Origin of the sequence: Sphingomonas sp. PAMC 26605, from assembly GCF_000241485.1 — a bacterium.
GTDB lineage: Bacteria > Pseudomonadota > Alphaproteobacteria > Sphingomonadales > Sphingomonadaceae > Sphingomonas.
Genome location: NZ_JH584241.1, coordinates 2717661 through 2734740 on the forward strand (window position 1 = coordinate 2717661; position 17080 = coordinate 2734740).

16 protein-coding genes are annotated in these 17080 nt (G+C 67.7%); 9 read left to right on the forward strand and 7 right to left on the reverse strand.

Going from position 1 to position 17080, the window contains the following annotated elements:
• Positions 1–105 precede the first annotated feature (105 nt).
• From addA to RH90_RS12735, 3 genes are all read left to right on the forward strand, one after another.
• On the forward strand, positions 106–3552 hold the full coding sequence (addA, locus tag RH90_RS12725; protein ID WP_010186087.1) for a double-strand break repair helicase AddA: 3447 nt from the start codon (positions 106–108) through the stop codon (positions 3550–3552).
• Between the two features lie 65 nt (positions 3553–3617).
• A complete protein-coding gene (trxA, locus tag RH90_RS12730) occupies positions 3618–3941 on the forward strand; it encodes a thioredoxin TrxA (protein WP_010186088.1) in 324 nt (107 codons plus the stop codon).
• Between the two features lie 34 nt (positions 3942–3975).
• On the forward strand, positions 3976–4320 hold the full coding sequence (locus tag RH90_RS12735; RefSeq protein WP_010186090.1) for a virulence factor: 345 nt from the start codon (positions 3976–3978) through the stop codon (positions 4318–4320).
• Here the strand turns inward: RH90_RS12735 and RH90_RS12740 are convergent.
• The 3 genes from RH90_RS12740 to RH90_RS22105 all read right to left on the reverse strand — a co-directional run bounded on the left by RH90_RS12740 (position 4317) and on the right by RH90_RS22105 (position 7020).
• Positions 4317–5222, reverse strand: a complete 906-nt coding sequence (locus tag RH90_RS12740) for a glutathione S-transferase family protein (protein ID WP_010186092.1) — start codon at positions 5220–5222, stop codon at positions 4317–4319. The two genes, RH90_RS12735 and RH90_RS12740, sit on opposite strands and share 4 nt — an antisense overlap.
• 44 nt (positions 5223–5266) lie before the next feature.
• Positions 5267–6493 (reverse strand): bifunctional glutamate N-acetyltransferase/amino-acid acetyltransferase ArgJ, encoded by a 1227-nt coding sequence (gene argJ, locus RH90_RS12745; protein ID WP_010186093.1) that lies wholly within the window; start codon positions 6491–6493, stop codon positions 5267–5269.
• Between the two features lie 71 nt (positions 6494–6564).
• Positions 6565–7020, reverse strand: a complete 456-nt coding sequence (locus tag RH90_RS22105; protein ID WP_010186094.1) for a hypothetical protein — start codon at positions 7018–7020, stop codon at positions 6565–6567.
• 255 nt (positions 7021–7275) lie between these two features.
• Here RH90_RS22105 and RH90_RS23490 point away from each other — a divergent pair, with 255 nt between their 5' ends.
• The 4 genes from RH90_RS23490 (at position 7276) to RH90_RS12765 (ending at position 11639) form a co-directional block, all read left to right on the forward strand.
• On the forward strand, positions 7276–8100 hold the full coding sequence (locus RH90_RS23490) for a hypothetical protein (RefSeq protein WP_010186095.1): 825 nt from the start codon (positions 7276–7278) through the stop codon (positions 8098–8100).
• Positions 8101–8196: 96 nt separating this feature from the next.
• Positions 8197–8460: a hypothetical protein gene (locus RH90_RS12755; protein ID WP_010186096.1), complete on the forward strand. Its 264-nt coding sequence runs from the start codon at positions 8197–8199 to the stop codon at positions 8458–8460.
• An 86-nt stretch (positions 8461–8546) separates the two neighbouring features.
• Positions 8547–11282, forward strand: a complete 2736-nt coding sequence (gene secA, locus RH90_RS12760) for a preprotein translocase subunit SecA (RefSeq protein ID WP_010186097.1) — start codon at positions 8547–8549, stop codon at positions 11280–11282.
• A 108-nt stretch (positions 11283–11390) separates the two neighbouring features.
• A complete protein-coding gene (locus RH90_RS12765; protein WP_010186098.1) occupies positions 11391–11639 on the forward strand; it encodes a hypothetical protein in 249 nt (82 codons plus the stop codon).
• Between the two features lie 119 nt (positions 11640–11758).
• Here RH90_RS12765 and mtgA read toward each other — a convergent pair whose 3' ends face one another.
• Genes mtgA through RH90_RS12785 form a run of 4 tightly spaced genes read right to left on the reverse strand, consistent with a single transcriptional unit; the run spans position 11759 to position 15796 of the window.
• The gene (gene mtgA, locus RH90_RS12770) at positions 11759–12502 is read right to left on the reverse strand and encodes a monofunctional biosynthetic peptidoglycan transglycosylase (RefSeq protein ID WP_010186099.1); all 744 of its coding nucleotides are present in this window, start codon (positions 12500–12502) and stop codon (positions 11759–11761) included.
• 23 nt (positions 12503–12525) lie between these two features.
• Positions 12526–13878 (reverse strand): flavin monoamine oxidase family protein, encoded by a 1353-nt coding sequence (locus tag RH90_RS12775; RefSeq protein ID WP_010186100.1) that lies wholly within the window; start codon positions 13876–13878, stop codon positions 12526–12528.
• A 4-nt stretch (positions 13879–13882) separates the two neighbouring features.
• On the reverse strand, positions 13883–14788 hold the full coding sequence (rpoH, locus tag RH90_RS12780; RefSeq protein WP_010186101.1) for an RNA polymerase sigma factor RpoH: 906 nt from the start codon (positions 14786–14788) through the stop codon (positions 13883–13885).
• Between the two features lie 57 nt (positions 14789–14845).
• Positions 14846–15796, reverse strand: coding sequence for an RluA family pseudouridine synthase (locus RH90_RS12785; protein WP_029625292.1), 951 nt, complete (start codon positions 15794–15796; stop codon positions 14846–14848).
• 16 nt (positions 15797–15812) lie between these two features.
• On the opposite strand from RH90_RS12785, the gene RH90_RS12790 reads away from it, so the two are divergent.
• Positions 15813–16208 (forward strand): Mov34/MPN/PAD-1 family protein, encoded by a 396-nt coding sequence (locus RH90_RS12790; RefSeq protein WP_010186103.1) that lies wholly within the window; start codon positions 15813–15815, stop codon positions 16206–16208.
• 129 nt (positions 16209–16337) lie between these two features.
• A complete protein-coding gene (locus RH90_RS12795) occupies positions 16338–16982 on the forward strand; it encodes a histidine phosphotransferase family protein (RefSeq protein ID WP_010186104.1) in 645 nt (214 codons plus the stop codon).
• Positions 16983–17080 lie beyond the last annotated feature (98 nt).

Sequence of the window (17080 nt, forward strand, 5' to 3'; positions counted from 1 at the left end):
CTGAAAGGGAGGGGCTGGGGGTGGGTCGGCCCGTGGTCGGGCGGAAGAGTATTACGGAGAGCAACCCACCCCCAACCCCTCCCTTCCAGGGAGGGGAGTATTTAAATGACCGCCCCCCACACCCGCCGCCCGCTGCCGATCCTCAAGGACCAGCAGGCGCGCGCCAGCGACCCCGGCGGGCACGTCTGGCTCTCCGCCTCGGCCGGCACCGGCAAGACGCAGGTGCTCACCGCGCGCGTCTTTCGCCTCCTGCTGACCGGCGTCGATCCGAGCGCGATCCTGTGCCTCACCTTCACCAAGGCGGGCGCCGCCGAAATGGCGGGGCGGATCAGCGAGCGTCTCGCAGCCTGGGTGCGCATGCCCGATCCCGATCTGGCGGGGGATCTCAACGCGCTGGGCGAAGACCCGTCGCCTGCGCTCAAGCAACGCGCGCGCACGTTGTTCGCACGCGTGCTCGATTCGCCCGGCGGCGGGATCCGCATCCAGACGATCCACGGTTTCTGCCAGAGCCTGCTCGCCGCCTTCCCGGTCGAGGCGGGGCTCGTCCCCGGCTTCCGCCCGATCGAGGCGCGCGAGGAAGCGGTGATGGCGCGCGATGCGCTCGCCGAGATGCTTGTCGCGGCCGAAACCGAGGGCCGCGAGGCGCCGGTCGCGACCGTAGGCGCGCTGAGCCTGCGGCTCGGCGAGGGCGAGGCCGAGAAGTTCCTGCTGGCCTGCGCGCGCGCGCCGGCGGCGATGGCCGAACTGCCAATGGGAGACGGCGTGCGGCCGTTTCTGCGCCGCGCGCTCGATTTGCCCCAAGGCGAGATCGAAGCCGAGATCGCGGCGGCGTGCAGCGACGAGTCGTTCGATTTTGAGTCGCTCGACACGCTCGGCGGAATGAACACGTCGTGGGGAACAAAAAAAGGGCTCGAACGCGCGTCGACGATTTCCGCGTGGTTGGATGCTTCTCCCACCGAGCGCGCCGTAACCCTAGGCGAACTCCACAAAGTTTGGGCCACGACCGCACCAGCCTTGCGCTCCTTTGCGAAGGGGCAAGCGCCGCAAGTCCCTGACTATGCTGAGTTGGCCACTGGCCTATACGACACGTGCGACTTTCTGTTGAGCTTGCGGAGCCGCGCCGCTTATGCCGATCTGCTCGCCGATGCACTGGCGGTCGGACGCGACTATGCGGTCACCTATGAGAGGGCGAAACGCCGGCTCGGCGCGGTCGATTTCGACGATCTGATCCGCGCGACGATCGCATTGCTCCAACAGCCCGGGATGGGCGAATGGGTGCGCTACAAGCTCGACCAGGCGACCGATCACGTCCTGATCGACGAGGCGCAGGACACCAATCCCGCGCAATGGGCGATCATCCGCGCGCTGGCGGAAGAGTTCTTCGCCGGCGAGGGGGCGCATGGCGACCGGGTGCGCACGCTCTTCACGGTGGGCGATTTCAAGCAGGCGATCTTCGGCTTCCAGGGAACCGCGCCGAAATATTTCCGGGCGGCCGAACTCCATTTCGAGACGCTCGCGCGGAGTGCCTGGGCCGCGGACGAGGACGAACGCAATCGCACCGGGATCGAGCGCGCGCGGCCGTGGCACCAGCTGTCGCTGACGCAATCGTTCCGCTCGACCCGGCCGGTGCTCGAATTCGTCGATGCCGCGATCGAGGCGCTGCCCGAACCCGGATTGGGCGCGATCGCCGATCGCGAGGTGCATGCGAGCGAAGTGCCGGGGCCGGGCACCGTCACGCTGTGGCCGCTCGTCGTCGCGGGCGGCAGCGACGAGGACGAGGAGAGCTGGATCTCCGATTCGACGCGCGCGCTCGCGCGGCAGATCGCGCGGACGATCAAGGGCTGGATCGGCACGCTGATGCTCGAGAGCAAGGGGCGGACGCTGCGGCCCGAGGACATCATGATCCTCGTCAAGCGCCGCGGCGAGCTCGCCTCGCTGATCGTCGCGCGGCTGTATGCCGAGGGCGTGCCCGTGGCGGGAGTCGACCGGCTGCGGCTTAACGCGCCGCTATCGGTGCAGGATCTGCTCGCCGCGATCCGCTTCGTGCTCCAGCCGGCCGACGATCTGTCGCTTGCCGCGCTGCTCGTCTCGCCGCTGATCGGGTGGAGCCAGGAGCGGCTGATGCGCGCGGCGCCGCCGCGCACCGGGAGCCTGTGGCGGCACATCGCGGCGACCGAACCGCGCGCCGACATCGCGCCGTTGTTTAATATGCTGGCGCGCGCCGATATCGCGACGCCCTATCAGTTTCTGGAAGAGCTGCTGTCGGGGCCGCTCGGCGGGCGGCGCAATCTGGTGCGGCGGCTGGGGCAGGAAGCGCGCGACCCGATCGAGGAACTGCTCAGCGCCGCGCTCGATTTCGAATCGCTCGGCACGCCTTCGCTGCAGCGCTTCCTCGACTGGTTCGATCGCGGCGAGGTCGAGATCAAGCGCGATCCGTCGGCCCCGCTCGATGCGGTGCGCGTCATGACCGCGCACGGCGCCAAGGGGCTGCAGGCGCCGCTGGTGATCCTGGCCGACGCAGCGGTCGATCCGACGCGCTCGCCGCGCTCGACGCTCAACTGGCGCGCGGGCGACATGGCAAACGAATTGCCGGTGATCCGCCCGCGCAAAGGCGAGGCGACCGGGCCGCTGGCGGCGCTGGTCGAGGAGACCGCCGCGCGCGATCTCGAGGAGCATTGGCGGCTGTTCTATGTCGCTGCGACGCGCGCCGAGGAGCGGCTGGTGATCGCCGGATCGGTTGGCCCGAGCGCCAAGGGGCTGGCACCCGAACACAGCTGGTACGCCGCCGCCGACCGCGCGATGGCCGCGCTCGGCGTCGAAGGCGAGGGCGCGCGCGATTTTGCCGGGCGCGTGCCGCAACGGCCCGTCGCGCCCGATCGTCGCGCAGCGCAGGGCAGCTCGGCGGTCGAGCCGGTTCCCGACTGGGCGCTGCGCCCGGCGCCGCAGGAGGCGCGCCCGCCGCGGCCGCTCGCGCCGTCGTCGCTCGGCGAGGATGTCGTCGCCGATGCCCCGCCGAGCCCTGCGATGCGCGCTGCGGCGGAGCGCGGGCGGCTGATCCATGCGTTGTTCGAACGCCTGCCCGCGGTCGCGCCAGCGGTGCGCGCCGACGCGGCGGATCGCTGGCTGGCGCAGGCCGGGGCCGTCGCCTCGGCGCAGGAACGCGCGGCTCTCGTTGCGCCGGTGCTCGCGGTCCTCGACGATCCAGCGCTCGCCGAGCTGTTCGGTCCGCAGGCGCTCGCCGAAGCGCCGATCGCCGCGGTGCTGCGCGACGGGTTCGTCGTGTCGGGAACGGTCGACCGGCTGCTCGTCACGCCCGACCTCATCCGCGTGGTGGATTTCAAGACCGGGCGCGCGGTGCCGGCGGGGCTGGCCGACGTGCCGGTGTACCATCTCAAGCAGATGGCCGCCTATGTCGCCGCGCTCGCGGTGATCTTCCCGCAGCGGCGCGTGGAGGCGGCGTTGCTCTATACCAGTGGCCCCACGCTGCACGTGCTGCCCGACGACCTGCTGGCCACGCACAAGCCTGGCTTTGCGGGCGTGGAGCAAAGCTAGCGGGCAGGCGCTTGAGTGTACGGCGCGCGCATCCTATCTCTGCATCGACACGAAGGAGTTTCACCATGGCGACCAAGAAGATCACCGACGCGAGCTGGGAAGCCGACGTCACCAACGCGACCGGCCCGGTGCTCGTCGATTTCTGGGCGGAATGGTGCGGCCCGTGCAAGATGATCGGGCCGAGCCTCGAGGAAATCTCCGAGGAGCTCGGCGAGCAGGTGACGATCGCCAAGCTGAACATCGACGACAATCCCGATGCGCCCGGCAAGTACGGCGTGCGCGGGATCCCGACGATGATCCTGTTCAAGAACGGCGCGCCTGCCGCGACCAAGGTCGGCGCCGAGCCCAAGGGCCGGTTGAAGGCCTGGCTCGAGGGCGAACTCGCCTGATGGCGTTCGCCGTCGCTTTGCGGTAGGATTGCCGATGGCGACGGCGATCGGACACAATCGAAGCGGCCACCGCGCCAATTTCAGCGGGGGCAGCATGTACGCCATCGTGTTCGATCTTGATACCAATCTGCTCGAGCAGACCTACCCCAATGCGTCCTGGCGCAATGCCTATGCGGATGTGCGGCGCGTGCTTGAGCAGCGCGGGTTCGACTGGCAACAGGGGTCGACCTATTTCGGCAACGATCGTGTAACCGCGGTCGATTGCGTCCTGGTCGTGCAGGAGCTCAAGCGCAGCTTCAATTGGTTTCAACCCTCGGTCCGCGACATTCGGATGTTGCGCATCGAGGAGAATAACGATCTCTCGCCGGCGCTTGATTAGGCCGGCGCGAGGATCTGCCCGATCCGCGGGAAATGGACCGCGACCTGCCCGACCTGCGGATCGTCGCGCAGCAGCACGATCTCACGCTGTGTCAGGCGCAGGAGCGCGCCGGCAACCGGATCCGCACCTGGATCCTCGGTCCTGACGGTGACCGCTTGGCCGGCCGCGAAAATGCTGTCGGGCTGGATGGCAGCGATCGTGGTCGGCGCGGCGTCGCGCGCGATGGCGAGCGCCTCCGCCGCAGACAGGTCGCTCGGCGTGCCATGGCCGATTGCGGTGACGCGCTCGAACCAGGCGGCGAGATGCGGCAGGCGGGCGGTGCGCGCGTCCTTCATCCCGAAAATACCGTGGAACCACAGGTTCATCGCTGCGGCGCAATCGGCATAGCCCGGCGCGTCGCCGCCGAGGAATGCGCGCCCGTCGCTCAGCGCATCGTCGAGCCGCGCGAGCCAGGCGGTGAATTGTGCGAGCAGATGCGGCGCCGCCTTGGCGACGCGCTGGCGTTCGAAGCCGAACAGCTTCTTGCGATCATCGAAGAAGGCGTCGGGGATGCGGTCGAGAAACGGCGCCATGCCCGAGCCGACCGCCTGGCTGAAGGTCGCGCCGCCCGCCTGAAGCGCGAGCACTGCGTGCAACCGCCCGAGCGGGGCGGGGAACAGGCTCGGTCCGGGCAGCGCGGCCTCGATCGCCTCGATCGCGATCGCCGTGTCGCAATAGATGTCGGCGCCGATCTGCAGCACCGGCGTCTTGCGATAGCCGCCGGTGAGCGGGGTGAGATCGGGCTTGGGGGCGATGTCGGGGATGATCACCGAGCGCCACGCCGCCCCCTTGATGCCGAGCGCGATCCGCAGCAGCTCGCTATAGGGCGAGCGCGGATAATGGTGGAGGATGATCTCGGACATCGTGGCTCTCCTGTCGCGCGGCTATGGTGTTTCCCGAGCGAGGCTCAGCTCCGATAGTCCGCGTTGATCGAGATGTAGCCGTGCGTCAGGTCGCACGTCCAGACCGTCGCCTGCCCATCGCCGAGGCCGAGATCGACGCCGATCTCGATATCCTGCCCCTTGAGATGCGCCGCGACCGGAGCCTCGTCATAGCCGACCACCGCGAGGCCGCCTTGCGCGACCTGCGTGTCGCCGAAGCGGATCGCGAGCAAATCGCGCTCGGCCGGTTCGCCGGCCTTGCCGACCGCCATCACGACGCGGCCCCAATTCGCGTCCTCGCCGGCGATCGCGGTCTTGACCAAGGGCGAGTTGGCGATGCTGAGCGCGATCGTGCGTGCGCTGGCGTCGCTCTCCGCGCCCGTCACCGCGATCTCGATGAACTTGGTCGCGCCTTCGCCGTCGCGCACGACAAGCTGCGCGAGTTGCAGGCACAGGTCGGACAGCGCCGCGCGGAAGGCGTCGGCGCCGGCATCCTCGGCATCGGCGAGCGGCGCGTTGCCCGCCTTGCCGGTCGCGAAGGCGAGCACAGAGTCGCTCGTCGAGGTGTCGCTGTCGACGGTGATGCACGAGAAGCTCGCGCGGTTCGCTTCGCTGAGTGCGGCTTGCAGGAAGGCGGGCTCGACCGCGGCGTCGGTGAAGATGAAGCCGAGCATCGTCGCCATGTCGGGCGCGATCATCCCCGAGCCCTTGATGATGCCGACGAGCGTCACGGTGCGCCCATCGATCACCGCGGTCGTCATCGCCGCCTTGGCGAAGGTGTCGGTCGTGCCGATCGTGTTGGTCGCCTCTTCCCAAGAGCACGGCGCGGCGGCGAAGGCCATGTCGAGCCCGGCCTCGGCCTTGTCGATCGGTAGCGGGACGCCGATCACGCCGGTCGAGGCGACGAACACGTCGGACGGCCGGCAGCCGAGCTGCCCCGCCGCGCGCGCCGCGATCGCCTCGACCGCGGCGCGACCGCGTGCGCCGGTAAAGGCGTTGGCGTTGCCGGCGTTGACCACCATCGCGCGCGCCTGGCCCAGCACGAGAGCCGCGCGGCACCATTCGACCTCGGGCGAGGGGCATTTGCTCTGCGTCAGTACGCCCGCGACGCTGGTGCCCGGATCGAGCGTGATCAAGGTCAGGTCGGTGCGCTCCCACGCCTTGTAGCCGGCGCGCGCGACACGCGGCGTGACGCCGGCAATCTGCGGCAGCAGCGGGAAGGGGCGGGCGAGCGGGGAGCGCGGGCTGGTCATGGCGTTCTCATAGATGCCCGACCGCGCGGCGCAAAGGCGTGGCGCGCCCCGAATCGGAGCGCGCCACCGGTTTATTTGGCGAACCTGACCTCGCCCCACAGCGCATCCTCGACGAACTGGCGATACTTCTCGTAGCCGGCGACCGCGGCCTTGCCGTCGGCCTCGCTCATCGTCGCGACGATTTCCTTCTCGATCATCTGGTCGCGCGCCTGATCGGGTTCGAGCATCGCGGCGCTGACATAATGCGTCTCGATCAGCACGCTGGGCGAACCCTTGGCGTAGCCGTAGCGGACGAGAAAGCGATAGTCGTCGATGATGCCGTGCTTCTTCATGATCTCGAAGCCGGGCACGTCGCTGCGCCGCAGCCCGGTCAGATACTCATCGACATGGTTGGGATCGACCTCGACCGCGACGATCTCCCACACGCCCTTCTGCGGCGTGTAATCGACATATTGCTTGGCGATGGCGAGGTTGGACGACAGCAGCGCGGACGTGGCCGCGATGGCACGGATCACTTTGCGAATCATGCGTGTTCCCCTGTTTAAGGAGACCGCTTGATCGCACCTTTTTCGGTTCGTTACGAGATCGTAACATGCGCGTGCCGGTCCGAAAGCGACCGTGCAGCGTTGGCGAAAGGCGCTTGGTGGTGGATCTCGCGCAAAATCACGCAATTGTGCTCGGTTTGTCGCGGCGGACGCTCCGCTCGTCGCAGGTGCAAGCAATCGCCTTCTTGCTGCCCCGTCTGGAGCGACTGTCGTGCGCGTCCCTAGGAGGTTTCGACGATGCGCTTTTTCCTGTTGTCCTGCCTCGCTTTGAGCGTGACCGCCTGCGCAGCGGGCGGCGATCGTCCCGCACCGCGGCACGGCCCTCCGGGCGGCCGGTTCGGTGACCATCGCGGGCCGGGCAACCCGCATGGCGGCGGCGAGCGCGGTCCGCGCGGGCGCCTGTTCGTCAGCCCGATGGGCGAGCCGTTCCGCGCCGAGGCGGGCGGGATCGACCCCGAGACACGCTGGTTCGAAGCGGCCGACACCAATCACGACGGCGTTCTGTCGCCGGTTGAGTTCTCGGCCGATGCGATGCGCTTCTTCGCGCTGCTCGATCGCGCTCATGATGGCGAGGTCGATCCCGACGATATCGACTATTACGAGTCCGAACTGCTCCCCGAGGTCCGCGTTGCCGCAGGGAGCGGCGGCGGTGGCGGCGGCGTGCGCTCGGGCGGGGGCGGCGGTCGTGGCGGCGGCCGGCGCGGCGGCGGTGGTGGGATCGGCGGCGGTGGCATCGGCGGTGGCGGCCGGCATGGCGGCGGCGCTGGCCAGGGTAGCGAGAGCGGCGGGGCTGCGGCTCCGCGCCAACCCGACGATTCGAAGGCGGGCGCGGCGCGCTACGGCCTGTTCGACTATCCCGAGCCGATCACCCCGCTCGACACCAATTTCAACCGCGGGATCAGCGCGGCCGAATTCCAAGCGGGCGCCGAGGCGCGTTTCGCATTGCTCGATCGCGCGCATGCGGGCGTGCTGCATCTCGCCGATCTGCCGCGCGTCTCGGCCGAAAGCTTCGCGCGGCCGCATCGCCCGGGCGGCCCGCGGCCGGCCCGCGACGAGGAATAGCGCCGACGTGCAACGGGCGGCCATGCGGTTCGGACCGTCCGTTGCACGATCCGCCGCTGGACGTGCGCGCGGTTAGCTCCTAGATCGCCCGGAGCCATGCCGTTTCTGCTGCTTCTCTCTGCCCTCCTGACCGCGCTCACCGGCGTGGTAAGTGGCGTGCGGCCGGTCGAGATCAGCGCGCAATGCCCCTTGGCGACCGCCGGCATCCAGCGTCTTGCGGTTACGGTCGCGCCGTTCGTGATGGGCCACCGGCATTTGCTCGGCGCGTTCGGGCTGAACGATAGCTTCGCGCTTGCCGCTTCGCTGCCCGCCCTGCTGTCGGCGGCCCCGCGGCTGTATCTGGATCGCCCACGGGCTTGATCCGGGGGCGCTGACCGCGCTCGCCCGCTCTTCATCCTATTCTGCGCAGCCTCGGCGCGCGCGTTCTTTTCGTACAGGAATTCCCCATGTTTGGTGGCCTTGCCAAAACGCTCTTCGGTTCGTCCAACGACCGCTACGTCAAATCGCTCGGTGCGATCGTCACCAAGATTAACGATTTCGAGCCCGTGATCTCGGCGATGTCCGACGAGGACCTGTCGGCGCAGACCGTGCGCTTCCGCGAGCGGCTCGCCGCGGGCGAGAAGCTCGACGACCTCCTCCCCGAGGCCTTCGCCACGGTGCGCGAAGCCGCCAAGCGCGCGCTCGGCCAGCGGCATTACGACGTGCAGATGATCGGCGGCATCGTGCTCCACCGCGGCGAGATCGCCGAGATGCGCACCGGCGAGGGCAAGACGCTCGTCGCGACGCTCGCCACCTATCTCAACGCGCTGCCGGGCAAGGGCGTCCACGTCATCACGGTCAACGACTATCTCGCCGCGCGCGATGCCGGCTGGATGGCGCAGGTCTACAATTTCCTCGGGCTCACGGTCGGCGTGATCGTCCCGAACCTGTCGGACGAGCAGCGCCACGCCGCCTATGCCGCCGACATCACCTACGGCACGAACAACGAGTTCGGCTTCGATTATCTGCGCGACAACATGAAGTATGACCGCGAATCGATGGTCCAGCGGCCGTTCGCGATGGCGATCGTCGACGAGGTCGATTCGGTGCTGATCGACGAGGCGCGCACGCCGTTGATCATCTCGGGGCCGACCGACGACAAGTCCGACCTGTATCGCTCGGTCGATCTGGTGGTGAAGGAACTCGCCGCCGAGGATTACGAGAAGGACGAGAAGCAGAAGTCGATCATCCTGACCGAGGACGGCACCGAGAAGGTCGAGCGGATGCTCGAGAATGCCGGGCTGCTCGAGGGCGCCAACCTCTACGATTTCGAGAACACCCAGGTGGTCCACCACCTCAACCAGGCGCTGCGCGCCAACATGATGTTCAAGGCCGACACCGATTACATCGTCAAGGACGGCAAGGTCATCATCATCGACGAGTTCACCGGCCGCATGATGGACGGGCGCCGCTGGTCCGACGGCCTGCACCAGGCGGTCGAGGCCAAGGAAGGCGTCGACATCGAGCCCGAGAACCAGACGATGGCCTCGATCACCTTCCAGAACTATTTCCGCATGTACCCCAAGCTCGCGGGCATGACCGGCACCGCGGCGACCGAGGCGGCCGAATTCTACGACATCTACAAGATGAACGTGGTGACGATCCCGACCAATGTCGGCGTCAAGCGCGTCGACGAGGAAGACGAATTCTACAAGGACACCGCCGACAAGTTCGCGGCGATCGCCAAGAAGATCAAGCATCACGCCGATCTCGGCCAGCCGGTGCTGGTCGGCACGGTGTCGATCGAGAAGTCCGAATTGCTCAGCGACTTCCTCGTCAAGGAAGGCGTCGAGCATGCCGTGCTCAACGCACGCCAGCATGAGCGCGAGGCGCACATCGTCGCACAGGCCGGCCGCGCCGGCGCGGTGACGATCGCCACCAACATGGCGGGCCGCGGCACCGACATTCAGCTCGGCGGCAATCTCGAATTCCTGGTCAATGACGAGCTCGCCGACATGCCCGAGGGCCCGGAGCGCGAGGCGGCGATCGCCAAGATCAAGGAACAGATCGCGGCCGAGAAGGCGGCGGTGCTCGCCGCGGGCGGGCTGTTCGTGCTCGGCACCGAGCGCCACGAAAGCCGCCGCATCGACAACCAGCTGCGCGGCCGTTCGGGTCGCCAGGGCGATCCGGGCCTGTCGCGCTTCTACCTCAGCCTCGACGACGATCTGCTGCGCATCTTCGGGCCGGACACGCTGTTCGCCAAGATGATGCGCAACAATATCGGCGACGGCGAGGCGATCGGCAGCAAGTGGCTGTCGAAGGCGATCGAGACCGCGCAGAAGAAGGTCGAGGCGCGCAACTACGACATCCGCAAGCAGGTCGTCGAATATGACGACGTGATGAACGACCAGCGTAAAGTGATCTACGAGCAGCGCGCCGACATCATGGATGCCGACACCGTCGGCGACGTGGTCGAGGATATGCGCGCCGAGACGGTCAATACGATCGTCGGCGGCGCCTGCCCTCCGGGCACCTATCCCGAGCAGTGGAACATCGAGGGGATGAAGGCGCAGCTCGCCGAGACGCTCAACCTCGAGCCGCAGATCGAGGCATGGCTCGAGGAAGAGGCGATCGACCCCGAGATCATCGAGCAGCGCGTCCAGAAGATGGCCGAAGAGATGATCGCCGAGAAGGCCGCCTCGCTCGATCCCGACACCTGGGTGCGCGTCGAGAAGTCGATCCTGCTGCAGAATCTCGACCATCACTGGAAGGAGCATCTCGCGACGCTCGATGCGCTGCGCCAGGTCGTCCACCTGCGCGCGTATGCGCAGAAGACGCCGATCAACGAGTATAAGCAGGAGGCGTTCTCGCTGTTCGAGCGGATGCTCGCCAACATCCGCGAGGACGTGACGCGGACGATCGCCTTCGCGCAGTTCCAGCTCGAGCCTGCGCCCGAACTGCCGACGCTGCCCGACTTCATCACGCAGCATTTCGACCCGTTCACCGGCGAGGACGATACGTACGACCAGGACGGCGCGTCGTCGGGGCACATCACGACCCGGCTCGCGCCGCTGTCGATCCCGCAGCCCGACGGCAGCGAGATCGGGCAGGACCCGGCGCAGTGGGAGAGCACCGTCAGCCGCAACGCGCCGTGCCCGTGCGGGTCGGGACGCAAGTACAAGCATTGCCACGGCGCGGTCTGAGCTCATTCCGGCGCGGTACCCGATAAGGGCGCCGCGCCGGATCGTTCGGAGCCGGAACGAATTGCGAAACCTCGGGTTTGTTTCCCAGACGTAACAGGGAGACGAACAATGAACGACAGAGATACCGACTCGCCGACCGTAACCGTGATCGAGCGCAAGGGCGGCGGTGGCGCCGCAATCTTGATCGGGATCGTGCTGCTCGTCGCGGTTGTGGTGGGCGCTTTCTACCTCTTCAATCGCAGCCAGAACGACAATATCCGCACCGATGCGATCTCGGGCGCGGCGGACAAGGTCGGCGATAGCGCGAAGAAGATCGGCGACAGCGCGTCGAAGGCGACCGACGAGGCTGCTAAGTAAGCGGTCGCCTCTCATCTGCCGTCACCCCGGCCTTGTGCCGGGGCCCACCGTGCCACGCGCACACCCACGGCAATTCGCGCCGCGCGGTGGCCCCGGCACGAGGCCGGGGTGACGGGGGGCTAGCGCAGGCAGGCGTCCAGGCCGTCGGTCCGCACCACGTTCACGCGTCGCGCGATCGTGTTGCCATGACGGCGCGTGAAGCCACGCGGGGCGACCGCCGCGCGCTTCTTCGGCAGCGGTAACACCGCAGCGATCCGGCCCGCCTCATCGGGTGACAAACGCGACGCGTCGTGCCCGAAATAGCGGTGCGCCGCGGCATCGACCCCGTAAGTGCCGATCCCCGTCTCGGCGACGTTGAGATACACCTCCATGATCCGGCGCTTCCCCCAGATCGCCTCGATCAGGACGGTGAAATACGCCTCGAGCGCCTTGCGCGGATAGCCGCCGCCCTGAATCAGGAAGACGTTCTTCGCGGTCTGCTGGCTGATCGTCGAGCCGCCGCGAATCCGCCCGCCCCGGGCATTGCGCGCTATCGCGGTCTCGATCGCGGTGAAATCGAAGCCGTGATGCGCGCAGAAGCGCGAATCCTCGCCGGCGATGGCCGCGCGGGCCATGTTTCGATCGATGTCGGAGAGCGGACGCCAGCTCTTGTCGATGCCGTGCCCGCCGAGCGCGTCGCCGATCATCGTCAGCGTGATCGGCGGCGGGACGAAGCGATAGACGACGACCATCAGCACCGAGAGCAGCAGGAAGCCGATCACCAGCTTGACGATCCAGCCGACCGCCCAGCCGATCCAGCCGCGGCGGCGCGGCGTTCTGGTCCGGTTGGGCAGGGGCGCGCGGGATTGCCTGGTGTCGCTCATCTTCGCGTCTTAGGGCGCTGCGGTCAGCGCTGTCCACCACGTGCGGCAAGCACGGCTTCGGCGGCGGCGAGGCCGGTCGCATAGGCGCCGTGCGCGGTCGAGAAATCGTGGTGCGAGCACGCTTCGCCGGCGAAGAACAGGCGATCGTCGATTGGGGCGGCGAGCACTGCGCGCTGATCCGCGGCACCGATCCGGGCGTGCGAATAGCTGCCATGGATGTGCGGCGCGTGTCGCCAGCGGGTGCGGGCGAGCAGGGTCAGTTTCGCGCGCCAGTCGCTGCCGAGCAGGGCGACCAGTTCGCCGATCGCGAAGTCGGCGGCGGCGCGATCATCCTTGTCCTCGAGCAGTGCCGCGCAGTCGGCGCCGAGAAAGCCTTCGATCAGCGGCGTGCCGAACGGCGCGAGCCGGTAGCTCGCGGTGCAGGCGCTATGGGGATCGCCGATCAGATGGCCGTTACGCGGCAGATCGGCGTCGCTGACGTGGAGGAAGATCTTGTCGGCGAGCCCGAGCGGCAGGTCGGCGGCGGCGGCGTGTTTGGCGGGGAGCGGGGGATCGAAGCGGATCGTCTCGCGCGCTAGCGCGGTGGTCGGAACGGCGACGATGACGTGGCGCGTTTCCAGCGTCCCACGGTCGGTCTCGACGCGGATGGTAGTGCCGCGATGGTCGATCCGCGTCACCACGGTCTGGAGCCGACTTGGCAGGCCGTGCCCATGGCGGGCGATCAGCGTGCCATAGCCTTGCTCGACCGCCCAATTATCGTCGGTCGCGGCATCCTCATACGCCGCCCAGTCGTGCAGCGAGACTTCGTCAAGCGGCGCGCCATTGGCGTAGCCCGAGATCGCATCGATCATTGGGCGCCACGGATCGTCTGTCGCGATGAAGTCGCCAAGCGGGCGATCGGGGCCGCTCAGCGCTGCATGCGCGGCGGTGTCCCAGCGATCCCAGGCGGCGTGATAGGCGTCCTGCTCTTCGCGCGGAAAACCGAGGTCGCGCCACTGGTTGCCCCAATTGGCGGGGCTTCGATCGACGGTGAGGCCGTAGTGGCTCGCGAGCTTGGTCCAGGGGTTACGCTTCGCGGAATGAAGCCAACCGCAGCCGTAATCGACCGTTATGCTCCCCGGCGAAGGCCGGGGCCCAGTCGTGATGTCGCTATTTGGCTGGGGCAGCGGCTGACTATGACCACCTTCGCTACTGGGCCCCGGCCTTCGCCGGGGTGCGTCAGCAAAGGGGAGCTGAAGCGCCACGCTATGCGCTCGGCCACCGATCCGGTCGCCCGCTTCGACCAGAAGAATATCGAGCCCGGCATCGTGCAACACCCGCCCCGCGGCGATGCCAGCGGCGCCGGCACCGACGATGATCGCATCGGCGCCGGCCATCCGCTTACGCCGCGACGAGCATCCGCTGGTCGCCCGCAATCCGCATCATCGCCTTCTGCAGCTTCTCGAACGCGCGTACTTCGATCTGGCGGACACGCTCGCGCGAAACGCCGTAGACCTGCGACAGCTCCTCGAGCGTCTTGGGTTCGTCGGTGAGGCGGCGCTCGGTGAGGATGAACTGCTCGCGCTCGTTGAGATCCTCCATCGCGGCGGTCAGCATCGAGTGGCGAACGTCGGCTTCCTGCGCTTCGGCAACGACGGTATCCTGCAGCGGCGCGTCGTCCTGCAGCCAATCCTGCCACTGGCCGTCGCCATCCTCGCGCATCGGGACGTTGAGCGAGGTGTCGCCGCCCATCGCCATGCGGCGGTTCATGCTCGTCACCTCGGCCTCGGTGACGCCCAAGTCCTTGGCGATCTTCGCGAGATGCTCGGGGCTGAGATCGCCATCCTCGAACGCGTCGAGCTTGGACTTCATCCGGCGCAGGTTGAAGAACAGCTTCTTCTGCGCCGCGGTGGTGCCCATCTTCACGAGGCTCCACGAGCGCAGGATGAATTCCTGGATCGAGGCGCGGATCCACCACATCGCATAGGTCGCGAGGCGGAAGCCGCGATCGGCCTCGAACTTCTTCACGCCCTGCATCAGGCCGATATTGCCTTCGGAGATCAGCTCGCTGACTGGCAGGCCGTAGCCGCGATAGCCCATCGCGATCTTCGCCACGAGGCGCAGATGCGAGGTGACGAGCTGCGCCGCGGCGTCGGTGTCGCCATGCTCCTCGAAGCGCTTGGCGAGCATATATTCCTGCTCGGGCGCGAGGATCGGGAATTTCTTGATCTCGGAGAGGTAGCGATTGAGGCTCGCTTCGCCACCGAGGGCGGGAATCGTCGCGGGGACGTTGCTGCGGGCTGCCATGGATCGAGTCTCCCTTACTAGGTCGGGTGCCGTGAAACGCGGACGCCAGGCCGAATGTTATACCAAGAGGGCGGTGAACAGTTCCTGCATGTCGTCAGGCATTTCGCTGTCGAACGCCAAAGCGTTACAATTCACCGGATGAATGAACCCCAAGCGGGCGGCGTGCAACGCCTGACGTCGGAAACCCAAGGTTTCCAGAAGCGCCTTGTGGCCCTGCTTTGTTCTACCGTAAACCGGGTCACCGATCAAGGGATGCCCAAGCGAGGCCATATGGACGCGGACCTGATGCGTCCGTCCCGTCTCCAGCCGACATTCCACCAGCGCGCCCCCGTTCACCCGTTCGAGCGTAGTATAGTGCGTGACGGCCCGTTTCCCGCCGGGGACGATCGCCATTTTCTTGCGGTTCGACGGCGAGCGCGCGAGCGGCGCATCGACCGAGCCCGCCGTCGGGGCAGGGCGGCCCGAGACGATCGCCTTGTAGCGGCGGTCGATCGAATGGTCGTGGAACTGGCGGGCAAGACCTTCGTGCGCGCGGTCGGTCTTGGCGGCGACCATCAGCCCCGAGGTGTCCTTGTCGATCCGGTGAACGATCCCCGGCCGCGCGACGCCGCCGATGCCCGACAGATTGCCGGCGCAATGATGCAGCAGCGCGTTGACCAGCGTGCCGTCGGCATTGCCGGCGGCGGGGTGGACGACGAGCCCGGCCTGCTTGTCGATCACGATGAGATGGTCGTCCTCGAACACGACGTTGAGCGCGATGTCCTGCGCGGCGTTGGTCGAGGGCGTCGCTTCGGGAATGGCGACGCTGTAGAGTCCGCCGGCCATCGCCTTGCTCGACGGGTCGCTGACGATCGCGCCGCGCGGGTCGGACACTGCGCCGCCCGCGATCAACGCCTTCAGCCGCTCGCGTGAAACCTCGGGAAGGGCATCGGCGAGCGCGCGATCGAGCCGGAGCCCCAAAGCCTTTTCGGAAACGCGCGCTTCGATGGTGACGACCCCCCGGTTCATGCCGTAGAATCTGGGCATGGCGATCGAGATTTCAAGCACTCTCCTGGCGAGACTGCTAACCGAAACGCGAAATTCGCCCGAGCGCGAGATTTGCGGTCTGCTGTTCGGCACGGCGCAGCGGATCGCCGCGGCAACGGCGTGCACCAACGTGGCGGCCGATCCGCATCGCGCGTTCGAGCTCGACCCCGGCGCGCTGTTCGCCGCGCTCCGCGCCGCGCGGATCGGGGGACCGACCGTGATCGGGCATTATCATTCGCATCCCTCGGGGGTGGCGGTGCCCTCGACGCGCGACGCCGAGGGGGCGATGGGGGACGGGGCGCTCTGGCTGATCGTCGCTGCGCATGAGGCACGGTTGTGGCGGACGTCTCAACCGGGCGCTTTCGTCGAAATCGCCCTTATAGCGATCGGGTAAGGCGTCGCGCCCGCACCTTCGTCGTCTTATGGCTGCGGTCCGACCATGCTAGACCCGCTAGCGACTTGCGCGCGACGCCGTGCGTCGTAAGAAGATCCGACACTTCGTGACCCGAAAGCCGCTTATCCCATGACGATGACCTCCGTCGATTTCGCCAGTCTGTTGTGCTCGCGGCTGTGCCATGACCTGCTGAGCCCGGTCGGCGCGCTCAACAACGGGCTCGAACTGCTCGCCGACGAGCACGATCCCGAGATGCGCGCGCGCTGTCTCGAGCTGCTCGGCGAGAGCGCCAGGGCGTCGGCCAACAAGCTCAAATTCTTCCGGCTCGCGTTCGGCGCGGCGGGCGGTTTCGGCGAGACGGTCGATGCGCGCGAGGCGCGCGCCGCGATCGAGGGGCTGTTCGGCGACGGGCACCGCGTCAAGCTCGGCTGGCTGGTCGAGGATGCTACCTTGCCCAAGCCCGCGATCAAGGTGCTGCTCAACCTCGCGCTGATCGCCGGCGATGCGCTGGTCCGCGGTGGACAGCTCGACGTCGGCGCCGAGAGCAACGGCGGACAGGTCGAGATCGTCGTGCGCGCGTCTGGCCCGCGGATCGTGCTCGACGCCGAGTTGCGCGCGGCGCTGACCGGGACGCAGGGCAACGCGGTGATCACGCCGCGCGCGGCGGCGGCCTATCTCGTCCACGCGCTCGTCGCCGAAGGTGGCGGGATCGTCCAGGTCTCCGACCCGGCCGATGCCGTTCTGCTGTTCGGCGCCGCGTTCAAGGTTGGCTGACGGATCGCCGGAACAGATTGCGGCAAAAGGTCGATTTGATCCGCTATACCCGGCCTTAACCATTTTCCGCGCAAGGTCCCCCGTACCGTTTCGCGGGG

Coding starts and splice junctions, on each gene's coding strand:
- addA (WP_010186087.1), top strand. CDS start 106: ATGACCGCCCCCCACACCCGCCGCCCGCTGCCGATCCTCAAGGACCAG.
- trxA (WP_010186088.1), top strand. CDS start 3,618: ATGGCGACCAAGAAGATCACCGACGCGAGCTGGGAAGCCGACGTCACC.
- RH90_RS12735 (WP_010186090.1), top strand. CDS start 3,976: ATGGCGACGGCGATCGGACACAATCGAAGCGGCCACCGCGCCAATTTC.
- RH90_RS12740 (WP_010186092.1), bottom strand. CDS start 5,222: ATGTCCGAGATCATCCTCCACCATTATCCGCGCTCGCCCTATAGCGAG.
- argJ (WP_010186093.1), bottom strand. CDS start 6,493: ATGACCAGCCCGCGCTCCCCGCTCGCCCGCCCCTTCCCGCTGCTGCCG.
- RH90_RS22105 (WP_010186094.1), bottom strand. CDS start 7,020: ATGATTCGCAAAGTGATCCGTGCCATCGCGGCCACGTCCGCGCTGCTG.
- RH90_RS23490 (WP_010186095.1), top strand. CDS start 7,276: ATGCGCTTTTTCCTGTTGTCCTGCCTCGCTTTGAGCGTGACCGCCTGC.
- RH90_RS12755 (WP_010186096.1), top strand. CDS start 8,197: ATGCCGTTTCTGCTGCTTCTCTCTGCCCTCCTGACCGCGCTCACCGGC.
- secA (WP_010186097.1), top strand. CDS start 8,547: ATGTTTGGTGGCCTTGCCAAAACGCTCTTCGGTTCGTCCAACGACCGC.
- RH90_RS12765 (WP_010186098.1), top strand. CDS start 11,391: ATGAACGACAGAGATACCGACTCGCCGACCGTAACCGTGATCGAGCGC.
- mtgA (WP_010186099.1), bottom strand. CDS start 12,502: ATGAGCGACACCAGGCAATCCCGCGCGCCCCTGCCCAACCGGACCAGA.
- RH90_RS12775 (WP_010186100.1), bottom strand. CDS start 13,878: ATGGCCGGCGCCGATGCGATCATCGTCGGTGCCGGCGCCGCTGGCATC.
- rpoH (WP_010186101.1), bottom strand. CDS start 14,788: ATGGCAGCCCGCAGCAACGTCCCCGCGACGATTCCCGCCCTCGGTGGC.
- RH90_RS12785 (WP_029625292.1), bottom strand. CDS start 15,796: ATGAACCGGGGGGTCGTCACCATCGAAGCGCGCGTTTCCGAAAAGGCT.
- RH90_RS12790 (WP_010186103.1), top strand. CDS start 15,813: ATGGCGATCGAGATTTCAAGCACTCTCCTGGCGAGACTGCTAACCGAA.
- RH90_RS12795 (WP_010186104.1), top strand. CDS start 16,338: ATGACGATGACCTCCGTCGATTTCGCCAGTCTGTTGTGCTCGCGGCTG.